Below are 17,308 nucleotides of genomic sequence, written 5' to 3' on the forward strand. Positions count from 1 at the left end.
GCGCCACCGCTCCGGCCGGGCCCGCGCGGCCCGGCCGGAGCTCCCGGGATCCCCCGGGTACCATGGAGCCGATGGAGAAGCAGACGGCGGCGCCGACCACGAGCAAGGCGGCCCGGCCCGACCACTTCCTCCCGCACCTGCAGGGCCTCCGCGCGATCGCCGTGCTGCTGGTGGTCGTCTACCACTTCTGGCCCGGCCGGCTCACCGGCGGCTACATCGGCGTGGACGTGTTCTTCGTGATCTCGGGCTTTCTGATCACGCAGCAGCTCACCCGCCAGCTCGAGCGCACCGACCGCATCGCGCTGCCGAGCTTCTACGCCAAGCGCGCCCGGCGACTCCTGCCGGCCGCGCTGGTCGTGCTGGTCTTCGCCAGCCTCGCGACGCTGTTCATCATGCCGCTCTCGGCGCTCACCGAGAACGTGCGCGAGATCCTCGCCTCCACCTTCTACGTCGAGAACTGGGTGCTGGCGGCCAACTCGGTCGACTACCTCGCCGCCGCCAACGAGGCCAGCCTCGTGCAGCACTACTGGTCGCTGTCGCTGGAGGAGCAGTTCTACCTCTTCTGGCCGGTGCTGCTGCTCGGGGCATCCGTCTTCGCCGTCCGTGTGCTGCGAAAGCGCAAGTGGGTCGGCCTGATCGCCGTGCTCGCGATCGTGGGCGTGGTGTCGTTCGTGCTGTCGATCGTGTTCACCGCCACCGACCCGGCCGCCGCCTACTTCGTGACCTACACCCGGGTGTGGGAGTTCGCGGTGGGCGGTGCTCTCGCGCTGCTGCCGCGGTTGCGGCCGGTGCGGGCCTGGCAATCGAACCTGCTCGGCTACGGCGGCATCGTCGTCGTGCTGGCCTGCGGCTACTTCTTCACCGCCTCGACGCCGTTCCCGGGCTACATGGCCGCCATCCCGGTGCTCGGTACCGCCGCCATCATCGTGGCGCACCACCGGGAGAAGCCGTGGGACGCGGGCCGGGTGCTGAGCGTGCGCCCGGTGAGCTTCGTCGGTGACATCTCGTACTCGCTCTACCTCTGGCACTGGCCGCTGATCGTGATCGCGCCCTACATCCCGGGCTGGGGGCTCTCCACGGCGCACCGCCTGGCGCTGTTCGCGTTCTGCTTCGTGATCGCCTGGCTCACCAAGCGCTTCATCGAAGACCCCGCGCGCCAGTGGCGCTTCTTCACCGTGCGCCGGCCCCGCACGACCCTGCTGGCTGTGGTCGCCGCGATGGCCGTCTCGACGCTGTTCGTCGGCACCGCCTGGGCCGTGCAGCAGCCCAAGTACGACGCCGAGGCGAGCCAGCTGGCCTCGACGCTCGCGGATCCGCCGGCCTGCTTCGGCGCCGCCTCCGGACCGACCGACGGGCTCGCACCGATCGACCCGCTCTGCGTGAACCCCGCGCTCGCCGGGGAGATCATCCCGAGTCCCGGGTTCGGCAACGCCGACCGCCCCGAGCATCCGGAGTGCCTGTCGACCCTGAACGACGCCAGTGTGCGCGACTGCGGGTTCGGCAGCGAGGAGGCGGATGCTCCGCAGATCGCGCTGATCGGCGACAGCCACGCCTACGCGCTGATGGATCCGTTCATCGCGATGGCCGAGCAGAACGGCTGGCACCTCACGACCTACCTCAAGGGCGGCTGCCCGTGGACGACCGCGCCGCTCGCCGCGCGCGACGCCTTCGCGGTGTCGTGCGACACCTGGCGCGCCTCGCTGACCGCCGAGCTCGCCGCGCACGAGCCCTTCGACGCCGTGTTCACCGCGGCGCTGACCGACCGGGACGTGCCGGGAACGCCCGACGACGAGGATGCCGCGGCCCAGGGCTACAGCGCGGCCTGGGCCCAGGTGCTCGACGCCGGGACCCCGATCGTGACGGTGGTCGACAACCCCGCGTGGGAGGACGACCCGAACAAGTGCCTGCGCATCTCGGACGCCGCCGACTGCACCGAGCCGCGCGCGGAGGGGCTCGCCGAGTCGGATCCGATCGCCCGCGCCGCCACGGCCGCCCAGGCGGAGGGTCTGGACGTGACGCTCCTCGACTTCAGCGACACCTACTGCACGGCCACCGAGTGCTCGGCGGTCGTCGGCGGCGCCAACGTGTACCGCGATCCCGACCACCTCACGCGCACCTTCGCGTTCACGCTGCAGCCGTTCCTGGAGCGGGCGATGAGCGCCGCTCTCACCCGATGACCCTGCGCGGCACGCCCGTGCTGCCGAGGGGGTGCGGATGCTCGGGGTGCTGATCGGGTTCGGCATCATCGGGTTCGTCATCCTGGTGGGGTACGTGGTGCAGCGCACCGGGCTCCTGCCTCCGGATGCGCGGCTGGTGCTGAACCGGGTGGCGTTCTTCGTGGCGACGCCGGCCCTGCTGTTCACGGTGCTGGCCCGCTCGCATCCCTCGGTGGTGTTCTCGGCGCCGATGCTGGTGACCCTGTGCTCGGTGGTGGTGTCGGTCGGGCTGTTCGTGCTGGTCTCGCGCATCTGGTTCCGGCGCGGGGTGGCCGACACCACGGTGGGCGCGGCGGCCTCGGCCTACGTCAACGCGAACAACATCGGGCTCCCGGTGGCCAGCTATGTGCTCGGCAACCCGCAGCTCGTGGTGCCGGTGCTGCTGCTGCAACTGGTGGTGCTGGCGCCGATCGTGCTGACGACGCTCGACATCTCGACGCACGGCAAGGCCTCCGTGGGGTCGATCCTGAGCCAGCCGTTGCGCAATCCGATGATCATCGCCTCCCTGACGGGGCTCGTGATCGCCCTGCTGGGCGTCACGGTGCCCGATCCGGTGATGGCGCCGTTCGAGCTGATCGGCGGTGCCGCGGTGCCGCTCGTGCTGCTGGCGTTCGGCATGTCGCTCGTGGGTCAGCGGCCCCTGCAGGCCGGGAGCGGACGGATCGACATCGTGGTGGCGACCGCGATCAAGCTCGCGGTGATGCCGCTCGTGGCGTACCTGCTGGCCCGCTTCGTGTTCGTGCTGCCGGCCGAGGACGTGTTCGGCGTGGTGGCGCTCGCGGCGCTGCCGACCGCCCAGAACATCTACAACTTCGCCTCGCGCTACCAGCGCGGCGTGGTGCTCGCGCGCGACACCGTGCTGCTCACCACGATCGGCTCGGTGCCCATCCTCGTGCTCATCGCCGCCCTCCTAGCGGTCTAACCCCCCCCCGCTCGCGAGGAGGGGGAGGGGTTCAGGGGAGGCGGTCGAGGGACTGGCGGGCGCGGGTGGCGGCGCGACGGGCGGCGTCGGAGGCGCGCACGGCGGCCTGACGCTCACGGCGCAGGGCGGCTCCGGCGGTCTTGGCCTCGGTGACCGCGTCCTGCAGCTCGTCGAGCTCGCGGCGGAGGCGGCGCAGGTCGCCCGTGAGGCGCTCGTGGTCGTCGTGGTTGTCCCGGATGCGCGCCTCGAGGCCGGCGAGCTCGGCCGCGGCGGCGTCGGCCTGCTGCTGAGCGTCCTCGGCCTCGCGCCGGGCCGCTTCGCGCGCGCGTTCCCGCTCCTGCTCGCGTTCCCGGGCCCGCTCCCGGGCTCGGTCGTCGGCGCCCGGCCGGGTGGGTGCCGACGTCGATCCCGCGCCCCGTTTCGTGCGGCTTCGGTCGGCCGATCCGGAGCTCCCGTCGGTGTCGCCCGCGCCGGAGCCGTCGGAGCCGCCGGAGCCGAGCGGCGGCAGGGCGGCGACGGCGATCGCCATCGAGCCGGCCAGTTCCGCCGGGTCGATACCGTCGGCCGCCAGGGTGCGCACGAGCAGTCCGCTGCGCACGGCGGCGGCGGCCGAGGGGTCGGAGACCGCGGCCTGGAAGGTGGTCTGCACCGCGGTCGCGGCGGCTTCGGAGACGGCCACCTCCACCTCGTCGCCCACCTCCCGGGCGGCCCGCGCGATGCCGGACAGGAGTCGTTGCCGTTCGCGGCCGAGGGTCTGCAGTGCCTCGCGGTCGAGGTCGGCGGTGGCCTCGCGCATCCGCTCGCCGAGGTGCAGCAGGGCGTCCACCTCGTCGGGGCGTTCGCGCACCAGGGCGTTCACGGCCCACGCCGCCACCGTGGGTTTGCGCAGGCTCCGGATGCGCGTGGCCAGCGTGCGATCACCCTGATCGAGGGCGGCGGCCGCCTCCGCACCGCGTGCGTCGAGGAATTCGGCCGGGGTCACCCCGTACAGGGCTCTCGCCACGTCGCCGAGCGATCGCATCCGCACCCTCCGTCCACGGGCCACCGCCCATCACCCGCCGTGCCACGAGCCTACGACGACCGGGCGCGCGACCGCCGGTCCGGGCCGCCGGCGCAGGCACCCGGCGCTGGCCGCCGACTCAGGGCACCGCCGGTGGCGAGGCGGGACGTCGCGGTGGGGCGATCGTGGTACCAAGGTCTCATGAGCCACGCCGATCCCGCGCCGCAGTCCGATCGCATCGACATCGCCCCGGGCGACGGGCGCGACGAGACCGAGAACGAGCGCCTCGACCGCAACTGGAACGAGCTGCTGCAGGAGCTGCGGGTGATCCAGACCGGAACGCAGATCCTCACCGGATTCCTGCTCGCCGCGGTGTTCCAGTCCCGCTTCGACCAGCTCGACGACTACCAGCACACGGTGTACCTCTGCCTCGTGGTGGCGTCGATCCTCACCACCGTCTTCGGTCTGGCGCCGGTGAGCCTGCACCGGGCGCTGTTCCGCAAACGGGCGAAGGCGCAGGTGGTGCGGGTGACCGACACCATCCTGGCCGCCACGATGGTGGGCGTTGCCCTCACCCTCGCCGGAACCGCGCTGCTGATCTTCGACTTCGTGCTGGGGCGCACCGGCGGGATCGTGGTGGGCGCGGTCATCCTGGTGGCCGTCGTGGCGCTGTGGGTGGTGCTGCCGAGGGTCGTGCGCGGTAGCCGGGTGTCAGCGGAACAGCCGCAGGACTAGGTCTTCCCAGCCGTCGGCGAAGCGTTCGATGCGGGACCCGGTGGCGAATCCCGGCGGCATCAGCAGGATGCCCTCGAGTACCGACAGCAGGTTGAAGGCCAGCACGCGCAGGTCGCCGGTGGCACCGGCCTCGCGCAGCAGCGTGACGAGGTGCAGCTCGACCACCTTGCGGGCCGGCACCTCGAAGTGGCGCTCGGTGGTCACCTCGGCCGCTCGCAGCAGCGCGCCCTGCTGCCAGAGCGTGTCGATGCGCGCGCGCCCGAACGCGACCAGCCGATCGAGCGCCGGGGCACCCGGGCCGAGCGGGGGCGGGCCGCTGAGGAAGTGGCCCTGGAAGTCGCGCTCCACGTCGTCGAGCAGCGTCTGGCAGAGCCCCGCCCGGGAGCCGAAGCGCCGGAAGACGGTGCCCTTGCCGACTCCGGCCTCGGCGGCCAGGCGATCCATCGTGAGCCCCTCGACGCCGTCGAGGTCGATGATCCGCCGCGCGGTCTCGATCAGCTTCGCCCGGTTGCGGGCCGCATCCGAACGCTCGGTCGCTTGCGGGCCGACCGTGGGATGGAGGGGCAGAGCCCCCAGCGGATCCATGCGTGGACTGTAGCACGGGAATAAACGGACCACAGTCCGGTTGAACCAGCTGAACACTGCCTCCACCGGGCCTCCGGTGGGCCACCCGTACACAGGAGAAACATGACCGAGAAGACCGTGCTCGTGCTCGTCGGCAGCCTTCGCGCCGCCTCGACCAACCGCCAGCTCGCCGAGGCCGCCGTGGCGCTCGCACCCACCGGAACCGCGTTCGAGCTGTTCGAGGGCCACCACGCGCTGCCCCTCTACAACGAAGACGTCGACGTCGAGGGCCAGCTGCCCGAGAGCGTCGTGGCCTACCGTCAGGCGATCGCCGACGCCGACGCCGTGCTGGTCGTCACCCCCGAGCACAACGGCACCATCCCGGCCAACCTCAAGAACGCCATCGACTGGTCGTCGCGCCCGTACGGCTCGAGCTCGATCTCCGGCAAGCCCGTCGCCGTGATCGGCACCGCGTTCGCGCAGTTCGGCGGCGTCTGGGCCCAGGACGAGGCGCGCAAGTCGTTCGGCATCGCCGGCGCCCGCGTGATCGACGCCACCACACTGGCCGTGCCGAACTCGGTCGTGCGCTTCGCCGAGACGCACCCGAAGGACGACGCCGAGATCGTCGAGCAGCTCTCTGCGTTCATCACGGAGTTCCTCGGCAAGCTCGAGGACGAGAACGAGTCCGAAGCCGCCTGATCGGTTCAGACTTGACGAAATAACGAGGACCGACGCCGTATAGGGCGTCGGTCCTCGTTATTTCTGCAGTTTCGAACCGTGCGGGCCCGGGCAGCTCTGGCTCGGGTGGGTCGGGCTCGGGTGGGTCGGGCCCGGGCAGCTCTGGCTCGGGCGGGTCGGGCTCAGACGGCGTCGGGCGACGGCGCCGAGGCGTCGGGAGCACCCGCTGCCGACTCGCCGGACTGCTGCTTCGCCACGGCGTCGGCGTAGTCCTTCTTCACCGTCTCCATGTCGAGCGCACGCACCTGGGCGATGATGTCGTCGAGCACCGTGCCCGGAAGGGCTCCGGGCTGCGCGAAGATCGGGATGCCGTCGCGGTAGCCGACGAGCGTCGGGATCGACGTGATGCCGTAGGAGGCGGCCAGCTGCTGCTGGTCTTCGGTGTCGACCTTGGCGAAGGTGATGTCGCCGTTCGCGTCGGACGCCTTCTCGAACACCGGGGCGAACTGCTTGCACGGTCCGCACCAGTCCGCCCAGAAGTCGATCAGCACGATGCCGTCGGCGACGGTCTCGTCGTGGTTGTCAAGGGTGAGAGTCTTCGTGGCCATGCACACCATTAACGCCACAGACGCCCAGAGATTCCCAGTGCCCCGCAGATGAGCCGCACGGCAGGGCTCAGCTGACGTGCACCTCGGGCCGGTGCGTGCGGTCGCGTTCGGCACGCCGCAGCACCTCGCGCGTGACCGGCGCCACCTCGCCGGTGCCGGTGACCAGGAACTTGAACATGTTCGAGATGGGCGAGCCCTCGGTCCACTCGAAGTAGATGTTCGGCACCACGCCCGTGAGGTCGCGGATCTCCAGCAGCGTGGCGGCGATCGTGTTCGGGATGTTGCCGCTGGTGACCTTGAGCACCCGGAAGCCGTGCAGCACCTCGCCGCGCACCAGAAGGTCTTCTTCGAAGTCGGAGGAGTCGGAGGGGTAGACCTCGAGGAAGATCACCGGGGAGCGCTGCGGGATGCCGCTGTCGCGCCGCTCCTCGCGGATCTTCTGCCGGTACTCCTCGGCCGAGCCGTCGTCGGGCTCGTTGGCGATGATGCGGATCGAGTCGTACTCCTCCGCATCGGTGAGCACGAAGTCGATCGCGTTCGCATCCAGCGACACCGAGGTGGCGCGCAGCTGGAACGAGCGCTGCACCCGCGACACGATCGACACCACGATGATCGCGATGATGAACAGGGCCGCGATCCGCACACCGTCGGGCCGCTCGAAGATGTTCGCCACGGTCGTGTAGAGGAACACCACCGCGATCACGGCGAAGCCGATCGTGGCCGCCCGCTGCTTCTTGCGCAGGGCCGACAGCGTGACGGCGACGGATGCCGAGGTGATGAGCACCAGCACGCCGGTGGCGTAGGCGCCGGCCTGCGCATCCACGTTCGCCCGGAAGACGAGCGTGATGAGCACGGCGATGCCCGTGAACACGAGCACCAGCGGCCGCACCGCGCCGGCCCAGTGCGGTGCCATGCCGTACCGCGGCAGGTACCGCGGCACGAGGTTGAGCAGCCCGGCCAGGGCGGAGGCGCCGGCGAACCACAGGATGGCGATGGTGGCGATGTCGTAGGCCGTGCCGAATCCGTCGCCCAGGAACTGGTGGGCGAGGTACGCCAGGGCTCGGCCGTTGGCCGGACCGCCGGCCTCGAAGTCCTTCTGCGGGATGAGCAGGGTGGTGACGATGCTCGAGCTGATCAGGAAGGTGGACATGATGATCGCCGAGACCGTGAGCAGCCGCTTGGCGCCCTTGATACGCCCCAGCGGCTTGGCGGGGGTGTCGGCGACGCCGGGCGTACCGCTCGCGCCGCGCCTGGTGCGCCCGCTGCTGATCTGCGGCATGACGGCCACGCCCGTCTCGAACCCGGAGAGACCGAGCGCGAGCTTGGGGAACGCGATCAGCGCGATGCCCACCATCACGAGCGGGTTGCCGTGCTCGGCGGTGAGCGCCTTCCACCAGTCGTCGACCACCACGGTGTTCTCGAAGACGTGCCCGATCGAGACGATCACCACGATCGCGTTCAGCACGAGGAACACCGCCACCAGAACCACGGCGATGTTGATGGCCTCCTTGAACCCGCGCAGGAACACCACCGACAGCGCCGCGATCAGCACCAGCGTGATGATCACCTGCTGCCCCTCGAACCAGTCGGGGGCGAAGGGGTTCTCGATGGCGTGCGCCGTGGCATCCGCCGCCGACAGCGTGATGGTGATCATGAAGTCGGTCGCCGCGAAGCCGAGCAGCACCAGCACCACGAGCTTGCCGCCCCACCAGGGCAGCAGCCGCTCGAGCATGGCGATCGAACCCTCGCCGCGGAAGCTCTCGCGCGCCACCCGGCGGTACACCGGCAACGCACCGAACAGCGTGAGCAGCACGAGCACCACCGTGGCGAACGGCGACAGCAGCCCGGCCGCGAGCGCGGCGATGGCCGGCTGATAGCCCAGGGTCGAGAAGTAGTCGACGCCGGTGAGGCACATCACCCGCCACCACGAGTGCGTCTTCTCGGTCTTGACGGCGCCGGGCCCCGGATGCCGGCCCGTGCGATCGACCAGCCCATCCGTCAACCAGACCCGCAGTCGTGACCGCGCCTCGGGCTCAGGATGCGCGGGTTCGCCCGGGGTGAGCGGCGAGCCGGCGCCGACGGTGGGAGAGGACATGCGTCAATCTATACACGCATCCGGCGACGCCGAGACGACGGCGGTGACGCTGTGGAGAACTCTGCGTTCAGAGCCCGCCTGTGGAGGAGCCTCAGCCGAAGATCATCGGGCGGTCGTCGTCGTCTTCGCCGGCCGCGTCGTCGAGGTCGACGACCACCGGGACGTGGTCGGAGGGCGCATCGCCCTTGCGCTCGTTGCGGTCGATCCGCGCCGCCGAGACCCGCTCGGCGAAGGTCTGCGAGCCCATCACGAAGTCGATCCGCATGCCCTCGTTGCGCGGGAAGCGCAGCTGCTTGTAGTCCCAATAGGTGTAGCCCTCCGGCACCAGCGGGCGGACGACATCCTGGAGCCCGATCGCCTCGAAGGCGCGGAAGGCGTCGCGCTCGGGCTCGGAGACGTGGGTGGAGCCCTCGAAGAGTGCGCGGTCCCACACGTCGGTGTCGAGCGGGGCCACGTTCCAGTCGCCCATCAGCGCGAGCGGCTGCTCCGGATGCGCGGCGAGCCAGCCCTCGGTCTGCGCGGCGAGCTCTTTCAGCCAGGTCAGCTTGTAGGCGTAGTGCGGGTTGTCGAGCTCACGGCCGTTGGGCACGTAAAGGCTCCACAGACGCACACCCTCCACGGTGACGCCGAGGGCGCGGGCCTCCAGCGGCAGCGATCCGTCGTCGAGTGCCTTGCCGAAGCCGGGCATGCCCGTGAAGGTGTTCTCGACGTCGTGCATCGGCAGCCGGCTCGCGAAGGCCACGCCGTTCCATTGGTTGAGGCCGTGCAGCACCACCTCGTAACCCGCCTCGTGGAAGGCCTCGTAGGGGAACTGCGACTCCTTGCACTTGATCTCCTGCATGCCGAGCACGTCGACGTCTTCGCGCACCAGCCAGTCGGTGACGCGCCCCACTCGGGCTCGGATGGAGTTCACGTTCCAGGTGGCAACACGCATGCCTCCACGGTACCGGGCGCGTCGCTAGGCTGTGGCCATGGATCGAGGGCCGCGCGACGAGGCCCGGGACCGGATCGGCGAGCGACTGGGCGAGAGACTGGGCGACCGCGTGGGCGATCGACTGGGCGAGCCGCTCGCGAGGATCACCACCCTCACGCAGAACACCCTCGCGCTGTTCCCGAGCCGGGTGTGGCGGCGGTTCCTGGCCGGCAACGGCTTCCTGCTCTCCTCCGGTATGAGCTATCAGGCACTGTTCGCCGTGTTCGCCTCGGTGTACATCGTGTTCGCGGTGGCCGGCATCTGGCTGGTCGGCTCGCCCGAGACGATGGACGCGATGGTGCAGGTGATCAACACCTACGTGCCCGGCCTGATCGGCACGAGCGGCGTCATCCACCCCGACGACCTGCAGCGGATCGCCCAATCGAGCACCTCCCTGCTGGGGGTGACGGGCGTCGCGGCGCTCGCGGTGCTGATCTGGACGGCGATCGGCTGGATCACCTACTCCCGGATGGCCGTGCGCGCGATCTTCGGGATGCCCAAGGACCGCCGCTCGTACGTGCTGCTGAAGGCCCGTGACTTCGTGGTGGCGCTCGTGCTGGGCGTCGCGCTGTTCGTGGCGGCCGCGCTCAGCGTGGCCAGCACCGCGGCGCTGAACTGGCTGTTCGACCTCTTTCCCGAGACGCTGCGGGGGCTGTCGACCACGCTCGTCGTGGTGGTGGGGCTCGCCGTGGTGTACCTGATCGACACGATCGCGCTGCTGGTGCTGTTCCGCTTTCTCGCGGGCGCCCGGCTCACCGTGCGGCGGATGGCCGCCGGAACGTTGATCGGCGGCGGCGGGCTGCTCGGCCTGCAGCTGCTCGGCAGCGGGCTGCTGGGCGGGGCGTCGCGCAACCCCCTGCTGTCGACGTTCGTGGTGTTCATCGCGCTGCTGCTGTGGTTCCGGCTGACGAGCGTGGTGACGCTGGTGGCCGCGTCGTGGATCGCGGTGGCCGCCGAAGACCGCAAGGAGGCTCTTTACGAGCCGACCGCCGCCGAACGCGCGGCGCTCGAGCACGACGCCCTGGTGCTCGCCGCCGGGGTGCGGCTGCGCGAGGCCGAAGGCGAGCTCGCGGAGGCCGCCTGGTGGCGGCGCCCGGGCGCGCGCTGGCGGCGCGACGCGGCGCGCGCCGAGCTCGACGCCCTCACCTCCGCCGGGCTCGACCCCACGCCCTGACCGCTCGGCGCCGCTCGGTCCCAGGTGCCTCCCTTCGGCGAGAGTGCCGATGGGAGAGGATGGAGGGATGGAGAACACGGGCGGCATTCGGATCGGGATCACGGGCGCGAGCGGCGGCATCGGCGGACGCGTGGCGCGGCTGCTCGAGGCGGCCGGAGCCGGGCCGAGACTGCGGCTGATCGTGCGCGACGCCGCCCGGGCGCCGCAGATCGCGGGGGCCGAGGTCGCCGTGGCCACCTACTCCGACGGGCCGGCCGCGCGCGCCGCGCTCGAGGGCGTCGACGTGCTGCTGATGGTCTCGGCAGCGGAGAACGCCGACCGGCTCGCCGAGCACCGGAGCGTCGTCGAGGCGGCCCGGGCATCCGGAGTCGGCCACGTGGTCTACACCTCGTTCTTCGGGGCGGCCCCGAATGCCACGTTCACCCTCGCCCGCGACCACTTCGTGACCGAGAACCTGATCCGCGACGCGGGCCTCGCCCACACCTTCCTGCGCGACAACCTCTACACCGACTTCCTCCCGCTCCTCGCGGGTGAGGACGGCGTCATCCGCGGCCCCGCCGGTTCGGGCCGGGTGGCCTCGGTCACTCGCGACGACGTGGCCGAGTGCGCCGTGACGGCCCTCCTGGCTCCGGAAGCGCACGCCGGCGGCACCTACGAGCTGACGGGCCCCGAGGCGCTCACCCTCGCCGAGGTGGCCGCCGTGCTGAACGAGGAGCGGGGGGCCGCGCAAGCCGGGAATCCGGATGCCGCAGCCGGCTCCGCGACGCCCGTCACCTTCCACGACGAGTCGCTCGACGAGGCCTACGCCTCCCGCGCGGTGTACGGCGCCCCCGACTGGCAGCTCGACGCCTGGGTGAGCACCTACACCGCCATCGCCGCGGGCGAGCTGGCCCGCGTCACCGACGACGTGCGCCGCCTCACCGGCCACGCGCCGCGGTCGCTCCGCGACTTCCTGCGGGCAAAATCAGGCGCCTGAACGGCTCGCGCTGGCCCAGACCATCCGCCCGGTGTCGCCCGGATTCCGGCGAAGACGCGCCGCACTAAACTGGGGGCGTGACCGACGCGCGCAGCCAACTCATCGAGTACATCAAGTCCGACGCCGTGTTCCACGGCGACTTCACGCTCACCAGCGGCAAGCAGGCGAGCTACTACGTCGACCTGCGCAAGGTCTCGCTCGACCACCGCGTCGCCCCGCTGATCGGCCAGGTCATGCTCGACCTGATCGCCGGCATCAAAGACGTCGACGCCGTCGGCGGCCTCACCATGGGCGCCGACCCGATCGCCTCGGCCGTGCTGCACCAGGGCGCCGCGCGCGGGCTCGCCTACGACGCCTTCGTGGTGCGCAAGGAGCCGAAAGACCACGGTCGCGGCCGCCAGGTCGAGGGTCCGGATGTCGCGGGCAAGCGCGTCATCGTGCTCGAAGACACCTCCACCACCGGCGGCTCACCGCTGGCCGCGATCGCCGCGCTCGAGAAGGCGGGCGCCATCATCGCGGGCGTCGCCGTGGTGGTCGACCGCAACACCGGTGCGGGCGCGCGGATCGAAGAGGCCGGCTACCCCTACCACTACGCGATCGGGCTGGCGGACCTCGGTCTGGAATGACCGTGACCGGCCCCGCGAGCGACGCGACGGGTGACCCGGCCGAGCCGGGCGGCCCGGTTGCTGCCGGTGCCCTCGGTGCCGTGACGCCCGGCGCCGCGGATTCGCCCCGCGAGGCCGGAGCCGCTGCCGGTCGTGGGCGCTCAGGCGGTCCGGGGCGCGGAGGCCTGCCGACGCGGTTGATCCTGATCGCCGCCGGCGTGCTGGTGCTCGCGCTCGTCGTGGCGCTGTTCTTCACGGGTCTGCGGGTCGGCGAGAACACCGCGAGCGACGGATCGGCGCACGCCCCGGCCGACGCAGCCCTCACGTCCCCCGGGGCATCCGCGTCCTCGACGCCGACTCCGGCGGCCACGCTCACGCCGGCTCCCGCTCCCACGGAAGCCCCCGCCGCCGATGCCGCCGCCCCGCCCGGGCCCCTCGCCCCGGGCGTGCACGCCTGGGACGCCCTGCACGGCGGCGAGTGCCTCACCGGCTACAGCTCGCCGTGGGTCGAGGAGTTCACGGTCGTCGACTGCGCCGAGGCGCACACCGCCCAGCTGGTGTCGACCGGCCTCTTTCCCGAAGACGCCGCCGCCGCGTACCCCGGCGAGGCCGAGCTCACCTCCCGCCTGAACCTGCTCTGCACCGCCCCGGCGGCGCTCGACTACGCCGCCGGCGAGGCCTTCGCCGACCTGCAGTGGCAGGCCTCGTACCCGGCCGACGAGGCCGAGTGGGCGGCAGGTGCCCGCGGCTACTCCTGCTTCTTCACCCGCAGCTCGGGCGAGCCGCTCACAGGCTCGCTCGCCGCCGTCCCGGCCGGGTGAGAATTCCTCCGCACCGTCGCCGGTGCGGGTTAGAGTGAGGTCCCATGCGCAGCGCAGTCGTCTCCATCCGAACCGCCGTCCGCGGCACCGCCGTGGCGCTCGCCGCGGTGCTGGCCGCAGCGGCACTCCTGGCCGGTGCCTCGAGCGCCTCTGCGCTCACTGCAGCGTCCGCCGTTCCTGCCGTCGCGGCGGCCCCCGGCGACGTCAACGACTTCCGCTTCGCCTCCTTCGACGCGCAGTACGCGCTCGGCATCGACGACACCGGCCACTCCACGCTCCAGACCGTCGAGACCTTCGTGGCGGTCTTCCCCGACACCGACCAGAACCGCGGCATCCAGCGCGCCATCCCGCTGCGCTACCAGGGGCATCCCACCGGTCTCACGCTGGATTCGGTGACGGATGCGGCGGGCACGCCCCGCGAGTACGACTCCGAGACCGACGACGAGAACCTCGTGGTCACCATCGCGGGCGACGACTACGTGCACGGCGAGCAGACCTACGTGCTGCGCTATCACCAGGTCGACGTCACGGCCTACTTCGAGAACACCGACGACGACGAGTTCTATTGGGACACCAACGGAACCCTCTGGCAGCAGCCCTTCGCCGTGCACACCACCACGACCACGGTGGCCCCGGAGCTGGTCGGCGCACTCACCGGCAGCACCGGATGCTTCGTCGGCCCCGAGGGGTCGGGTGATCCGTGCACGATCACCGAGGGTGATCCGGCCGATGCGGTCGATGGCGCCGCCCCCGGCTCGGCGGTCTTCACGACCCGCAACGAGAACCTCGATCCGGGCGACAACGTCACCATCGGCATCGCCTTCGAGCCGCACACCTTCGCCGAGCGCGACACCTCCTACCTCGCCGGCGGCTCGAGCTGGGCGCAGCTCGTGGCGACGATCCTCGCCGCCCTCACGGCCGTACTGGCCCTGATCTACCGCTTCACGGGCCTTCGCGACGCCCCGGGCCGCCCCGTCGTCGTGCCCGAGTACACCCCGCCGCCCGGTGCCGATCTGCTGATCGCCGCCGCGGTGATGAAGAAGACGCCCCGTGCGGCCGCGGCCTCCTTCGTCGACTTCGCCGTGCGCCACAACACGCAGATCGTGGAGCAGACCGAGCAGGGCATCTTCTCCGAGAAGCAGACCTACTGGCTGCGGCTGCTCACCGCCCAGGGCCTGAACCCGAGCGAGCTCGAACTGGCCCGCGCGCTCTTCGGGCCCGAGCTCACGCCGGGCGCCTGGCGCGAGCTGAAGAAGAACGACACCGGGCTCGCGAAGCAGATCGCGAGCATCCTGCAGTCCACCCGAAAGCGCTCGCTGAGCGAGGGCTACTTCCGGTCGGGGCTGCGCTGGCAGGGCTCGGTGCTGCTCGTGCTCGGCATCCTGTTCGCGGGAGTGGCGGTCGTGACCGGATTCGCCTCGCTCGACGCCGACCTCGGCGGCGGTCTGCCCTTCGCCTTCGGCTTCGTCGCCGTGGCGGCCCTGGTGGTCGTCGGCGTGGGTGCGTTCCGGTCGCCGCTCACCGCGAAGGGCGCCGAGCTGCGCGACTACATCGAGGGCATCCGGATGTACATCGAATGGGCCGAGGAAGACCGGTTCCGGATGCTGCAGAGCCCCGAGGGGGCGCTTCGCACGGGAGTGAACGCGCCCGACTGGGGCCAGGTGGTGAAGCTCTACGAGAAGCTGTTGCCCTATGCGGTGCTGCTCGACCTCGAGTCGGAGTGGGCGAAGGTGCTGGGCACCTACTACGAGAGCCTCGGCAACCAGCCCGACTGGTACGGCGGCAACTCGGGCGCCTTCAACGCGGCGCTGTTCGCCTCGAGCATCGGCTCGATGTCGTCGGCCGCCTCGACGGCGTACTCCGGCAGCTCGTCGAGCAGTTCAGGCGGTTTCTCCGGAGGCGGCGGCGGCTTCTCGGGCGGTGGCGGTGGAGGTGGTGGCGGCGGAGGCGTCTGAGCGACGCCCCCGCCTCTGACACCATCCGGCGTCAGTACTGCGCGGCGGCCCCGATGAGGGCGAGGCCCGCGGCGGCGATCCAGAAGAAGGCCACCAGCAGCCAGCCGGCCAGGGTGACGTAGCCGAGGATCAGGCCGGCGAGGGTGAGCCCGCGGCCCTCCTCGCCCGTCCGCTTGATCTGGCCGAGCGCGATGTGGCCGGTGATCACGGGCACCAGGCCGAAGCCGAGCACACCGAGCACGAGCGTGATGATGCCGAGCGTGTTGGTCTTGGTCTGCGCGGGGTACACGTGGGGCGCAGGGCCGGCGGGGATCGGGGGAACCTCCGAGGCTGCCGCCGGGGCGGGAGGCGCCGCGGGGGCGGTGAGGGTCGGGGTGGTCGTGGTCTCTGGGGTGATGGTGTCGTTCGTCATGCTTCAACGCTACGGAGCAGCCGACACACCCGGATCAGACCACAGGCTGATCCGGGTGGTACCGCGGGATGAAGCTCAGTCGGAGAACGCGTTGGCGCAGGTCTGCTCGGCCGCGGTCTGGCCCTTCAGGCCCTCGACCACGTCGGGAGTCGCCGTGCTGTCGGTCGGGGCGTCCGTCGCATCCGGGATCTGCGAGGCGCTCGGATCGGGCTCGGCCGTGGCGACCGGGGCCTCGGGGTCGGCCACGATGGTCGATCCGGTGCCCGTCGCGTCTTCGCCCAGCGTGAACGGCTGGTCGGCCTGCAGGCGGCTGAACAGCTCGTCGGCCAGTGACTGCACCGGCACCACCTTGTTCGGGAACTCCTCCGACGAGCCGGAGGGGTACTGCACGAACACGATGTTGTTCAGGTCGACGTCTTTGAGCGTGAGTGCGAGCGACACCATCGAGTCCAGCCCGGAGAGCGACGTGGAGAGCTGGATGTTCTGCGAGGCGGCCTGGGCCAGCCCGTAGAGCTTGGTGAGGTCAGTGAGCGTGTTGGCGCTCTTCAGCGTGCGCACCATCGACGAGAGGTACTGCTGCTGCGAGGCGATGCGCGAGAGGTCGCTGCCGTCGCCCACTCCGTGCCGGTTGCGCAGGAACGCGAGCGCCATCTGGCCCTCGATCACGGTGGTGCCGGCGGGGAGGTCGAGGCCGGAGTCGGCGTCGAAGATCGGCTCGACGAGACACACGGGCACACCGCCGACGGCATTCGTCATCTCGATGACCCCGTTGAACGAGGTGGCGGCCGCGTAGTTGATGTCGAGCCCGGTGAGGTTCTCGATGGTGGAGTTCACGCAGGCGAGCCCGCCACGGCCGAAGGCGTCGTTCAGCGGCTGGGCGCTCATGGCGTCGAAGACCTCACCCGTGTTGGGGTCGGTGCACTCCGGATGCGCGATCACGAGGTCACGCGGAAAGCTCACCACGACCGCGTTCTTGTGGTCGGCGGAGACGTGCAACAGGATGTTGACGTCGTTGAGCGTCGCATCCCGCTCGCCGAAGCTGTCGCCCTGGTTCGGGTCGTTGTCGGTGCCGACCACCAGCAGGTTGAACCCGCCCTCGAAGGCGCCGAGCACCGGTGGTGCCGGGGGAGCTTCGCCGCCGCCGGAGATGTCGACCGCGTTGGCCGAGACCTGCTGCGCGATGCTGTTCACGGCGTAGGCCGTGACGGCTCCGGCACTCACGAGAGCTACGGCCACCACCACGGCGAGGGCCTTGAGAACGGCCGAGACCGGGCCGGAGGTGTGCAGGCGTCCGTGCCGGACGGAGCCGGAGGACTGCCGGTTCGGGCGTCGGTCGGTTTCGTTCACAGGCGTCTCTTTCGTGCAGGAGCGGGCGGATGTCCGCTTCGCCGGTCGATACTAGCCGACGGATCAGGCAGGTGACCGGGCATTCTCTCAGGCTGGGCCGAGAGCCGAACGCGCCGCGGCCTTGCGATCAGCCCGCTGCGGACCGGGCAGTCCGCCGGGCGGCAGCGCGGCCGACTGGCAGGAATTCGATGCACCAAGGCACTCCGGCCACTGGTGTCAGAATATCG

16 protein-coding genes are annotated in these 17,308 nt (G+C 71.0%); 9 read left to right on the top strand and 7 right to left on the bottom strand.

What is annotated here, in order from left to right; all coding sequences use genetic code 11:
• Positions 1–71 precede the first annotated feature (71 nt).
• Both ACN4JJ_RS07725 and ACN4JJ_RS07730 read left to right on the top strand, forming a co-directional pair.
• Positions 72–2,177 (top strand): acyltransferase family protein, encoded by a 2,106-nt coding sequence (locus tag ACN4JJ_RS07725; RefSeq protein WP_440709327.1) that lies wholly within the window; start codon positions 72–74, stop codon positions 2,175–2,177.
• Between the two features lie 37 nt (positions 2,178–2,214).
• Positions 2,215–3,138, top strand: a complete 924-nt coding sequence (locus tag ACN4JJ_RS07730) for an AEC family transporter (protein ID WP_440709328.1) — start codon at positions 2,215–2,217, stop codon at positions 3,136–3,138.
• A 31-nt stretch (positions 3,139–3,169) separates the two neighbouring features.
• On the opposite strand, the gene ACN4JJ_RS07735 is transcribed toward ACN4JJ_RS07730, so the two are convergent.
• Positions 3,170–4,159 (bottom strand): hypothetical protein, encoded by a 990-nt coding sequence (locus ACN4JJ_RS07735; protein ID WP_440709329.1) that lies wholly within the window; start codon positions 4,157–4,159, stop codon positions 3,170–3,172.
• A gap of 180 nt (positions 4,160–4,339) precedes the next feature.
• On the opposite strand from ACN4JJ_RS07735, the gene ACN4JJ_RS07740 reads away from it, so the two are divergent.
• A complete protein-coding gene (locus ACN4JJ_RS07740) occupies positions 4,340–4,873 on the top strand; it encodes a DUF6328 family protein (protein WP_440709330.1) in 534 nt (177 codons plus the stop codon).
• On the opposite strand, the gene ACN4JJ_RS07745 is transcribed toward ACN4JJ_RS07740, so the two are convergent.
• Positions 4,850–5,458, bottom strand: coding sequence for a TetR/AcrR family transcriptional regulator (locus ACN4JJ_RS07745; protein ID WP_440709331.1), 609 nt, complete (start codon positions 5,456–5,458; stop codon positions 4,850–4,852). The genes ACN4JJ_RS07740 and ACN4JJ_RS07745 overlap by 24 nt on opposite strands.
• 102 nt (positions 5,459–5,560) lie before the next feature.
• On the opposite strand from ACN4JJ_RS07745, the gene ACN4JJ_RS07750 reads away from it, so the two are divergent.
• Complete coding sequence (locus tag ACN4JJ_RS07750) at positions 5,561–6,136, top strand: NAD(P)H-dependent oxidoreductase (RefSeq protein WP_440709332.1); 576 nt, start codon at positions 5,561–5,563, stop codon at positions 6,134–6,136.
• Positions 6,137–6,297: 161 nt separating this feature from the next.
• On the opposite strand, the gene trxA is transcribed toward ACN4JJ_RS07750, so the two are convergent.
• The 3 genes from trxA to ACN4JJ_RS07765 form a co-directional block, all read right to left on the bottom strand.
• Positions 6,298–6,723: a thioredoxin gene (trxA, locus tag ACN4JJ_RS07755; RefSeq protein ID WP_440709333.1), complete on the bottom strand. Its 426-nt coding sequence runs from the start codon at positions 6,721–6,723 to the stop codon at positions 6,298–6,300.
• Positions 6,724–6,790: 67 nt separating this feature from the next.
• Complete coding sequence (locus ACN4JJ_RS07760; protein WP_440709334.1) at positions 6,791–8,818, bottom strand: APC family permease; 2,028 nt, start codon at positions 8,816–8,818, stop codon at positions 6,791–6,793.
• A 91-nt stretch (positions 8,819–8,909) separates the two neighbouring features.
• The gene (locus ACN4JJ_RS07765) at positions 8,910–9,752 is read right to left on the bottom strand and encodes an exodeoxyribonuclease III (protein WP_440709335.1); all 843 of its coding nucleotides are present in this window, start codon (positions 9,750–9,752) and stop codon (positions 8,910–8,912) included.
• A gap of 37 nt (positions 9,753–9,789) precedes the next feature.
• On the opposite strand from ACN4JJ_RS07765, the gene ACN4JJ_RS07770 reads away from it, so the two are divergent.
• The 5 genes from ACN4JJ_RS07770 (at position 9,790) to ACN4JJ_RS07790 (ending at position 15,322) form a co-directional block, all read left to right on the top strand.
• On the top strand, positions 9,790–10,965 hold the full coding sequence (locus ACN4JJ_RS07770) for a YihY/virulence factor BrkB family protein (RefSeq protein ID WP_440709336.1): 1,176 nt from the start codon (positions 9,790–9,792) through the stop codon (positions 10,963–10,965).
• A 67-nt stretch (positions 10,966–11,032) separates the two neighbouring features.
• Positions 11,033–11,941 carry an SDR family oxidoreductase gene (locus tag ACN4JJ_RS07775; protein ID WP_440709337.1) on the top strand — a complete coding sequence of 303 codons (909 nt, stop codon included), beginning with the start codon at positions 11,033–11,035 and terminating at the stop codon, positions 11,939–11,941.
• Positions 11,942–12,018: 77 nt separating this feature from the next.
• Positions 12,019–12,567, top strand: a complete 549-nt coding sequence (gene pyrE / locus ACN4JJ_RS07780; RefSeq protein ID WP_440709338.1) for an orotate phosphoribosyltransferase — start codon at positions 12,019–12,021, stop codon at positions 12,565–12,567.
• A 2-nt stretch (positions 12,568–12,569) separates the two neighbouring features.
• Complete coding sequence (locus tag ACN4JJ_RS07785; protein WP_440709339.1) at positions 12,570–13,367, top strand: septum formation family protein; 798 nt, start codon at positions 12,570–12,572, stop codon at positions 13,365–13,367.
• 44 nt (positions 13,368–13,411) lie between these two features.
• The gene (locus ACN4JJ_RS07790; protein WP_440709340.1) at positions 13,412–15,322 is read left to right on the top strand and encodes a DUF2207 family protein; all 1,911 of its coding nucleotides are present in this window, start codon (positions 13,412–13,414) and stop codon (positions 15,320–15,322) included.
• A gap of 31 nt (positions 15,323–15,353) precedes the next feature.
• Here ACN4JJ_RS07790 and ACN4JJ_RS07795 read toward each other — a convergent pair whose 3' ends face one another.
• Together ACN4JJ_RS07795 and ACN4JJ_RS07800 are read right to left on the bottom strand one after the other, a co-directional pair.
• Positions 15,354–15,734 carry a DUF4190 domain-containing protein gene (locus ACN4JJ_RS07795; RefSeq protein WP_440709341.1) on the bottom strand — a complete coding sequence of 127 codons (381 nt, stop codon included), beginning with the start codon at positions 15,732–15,734 and terminating at the stop codon, positions 15,354–15,356.
• Positions 15,735–15,809: 75 nt separating this feature from the next.
• Positions 15,810–17,081, bottom strand: a complete 1,272-nt coding sequence (locus ACN4JJ_RS07800; RefSeq protein ID WP_440709342.1) for an LCP family protein — start codon at positions 17,079–17,081, stop codon at positions 15,810–15,812.
• Positions 17,082–17,308: the final 227 nt, after the last annotated feature.

Source organism: Herbiconiux dendrobii (assembly GCF_052048175.1).
Classification (GTDB): Bacteria; Actinomycetota; Actinomycetes; order Actinomycetales; family Microbacteriaceae; genus Herbiconiux.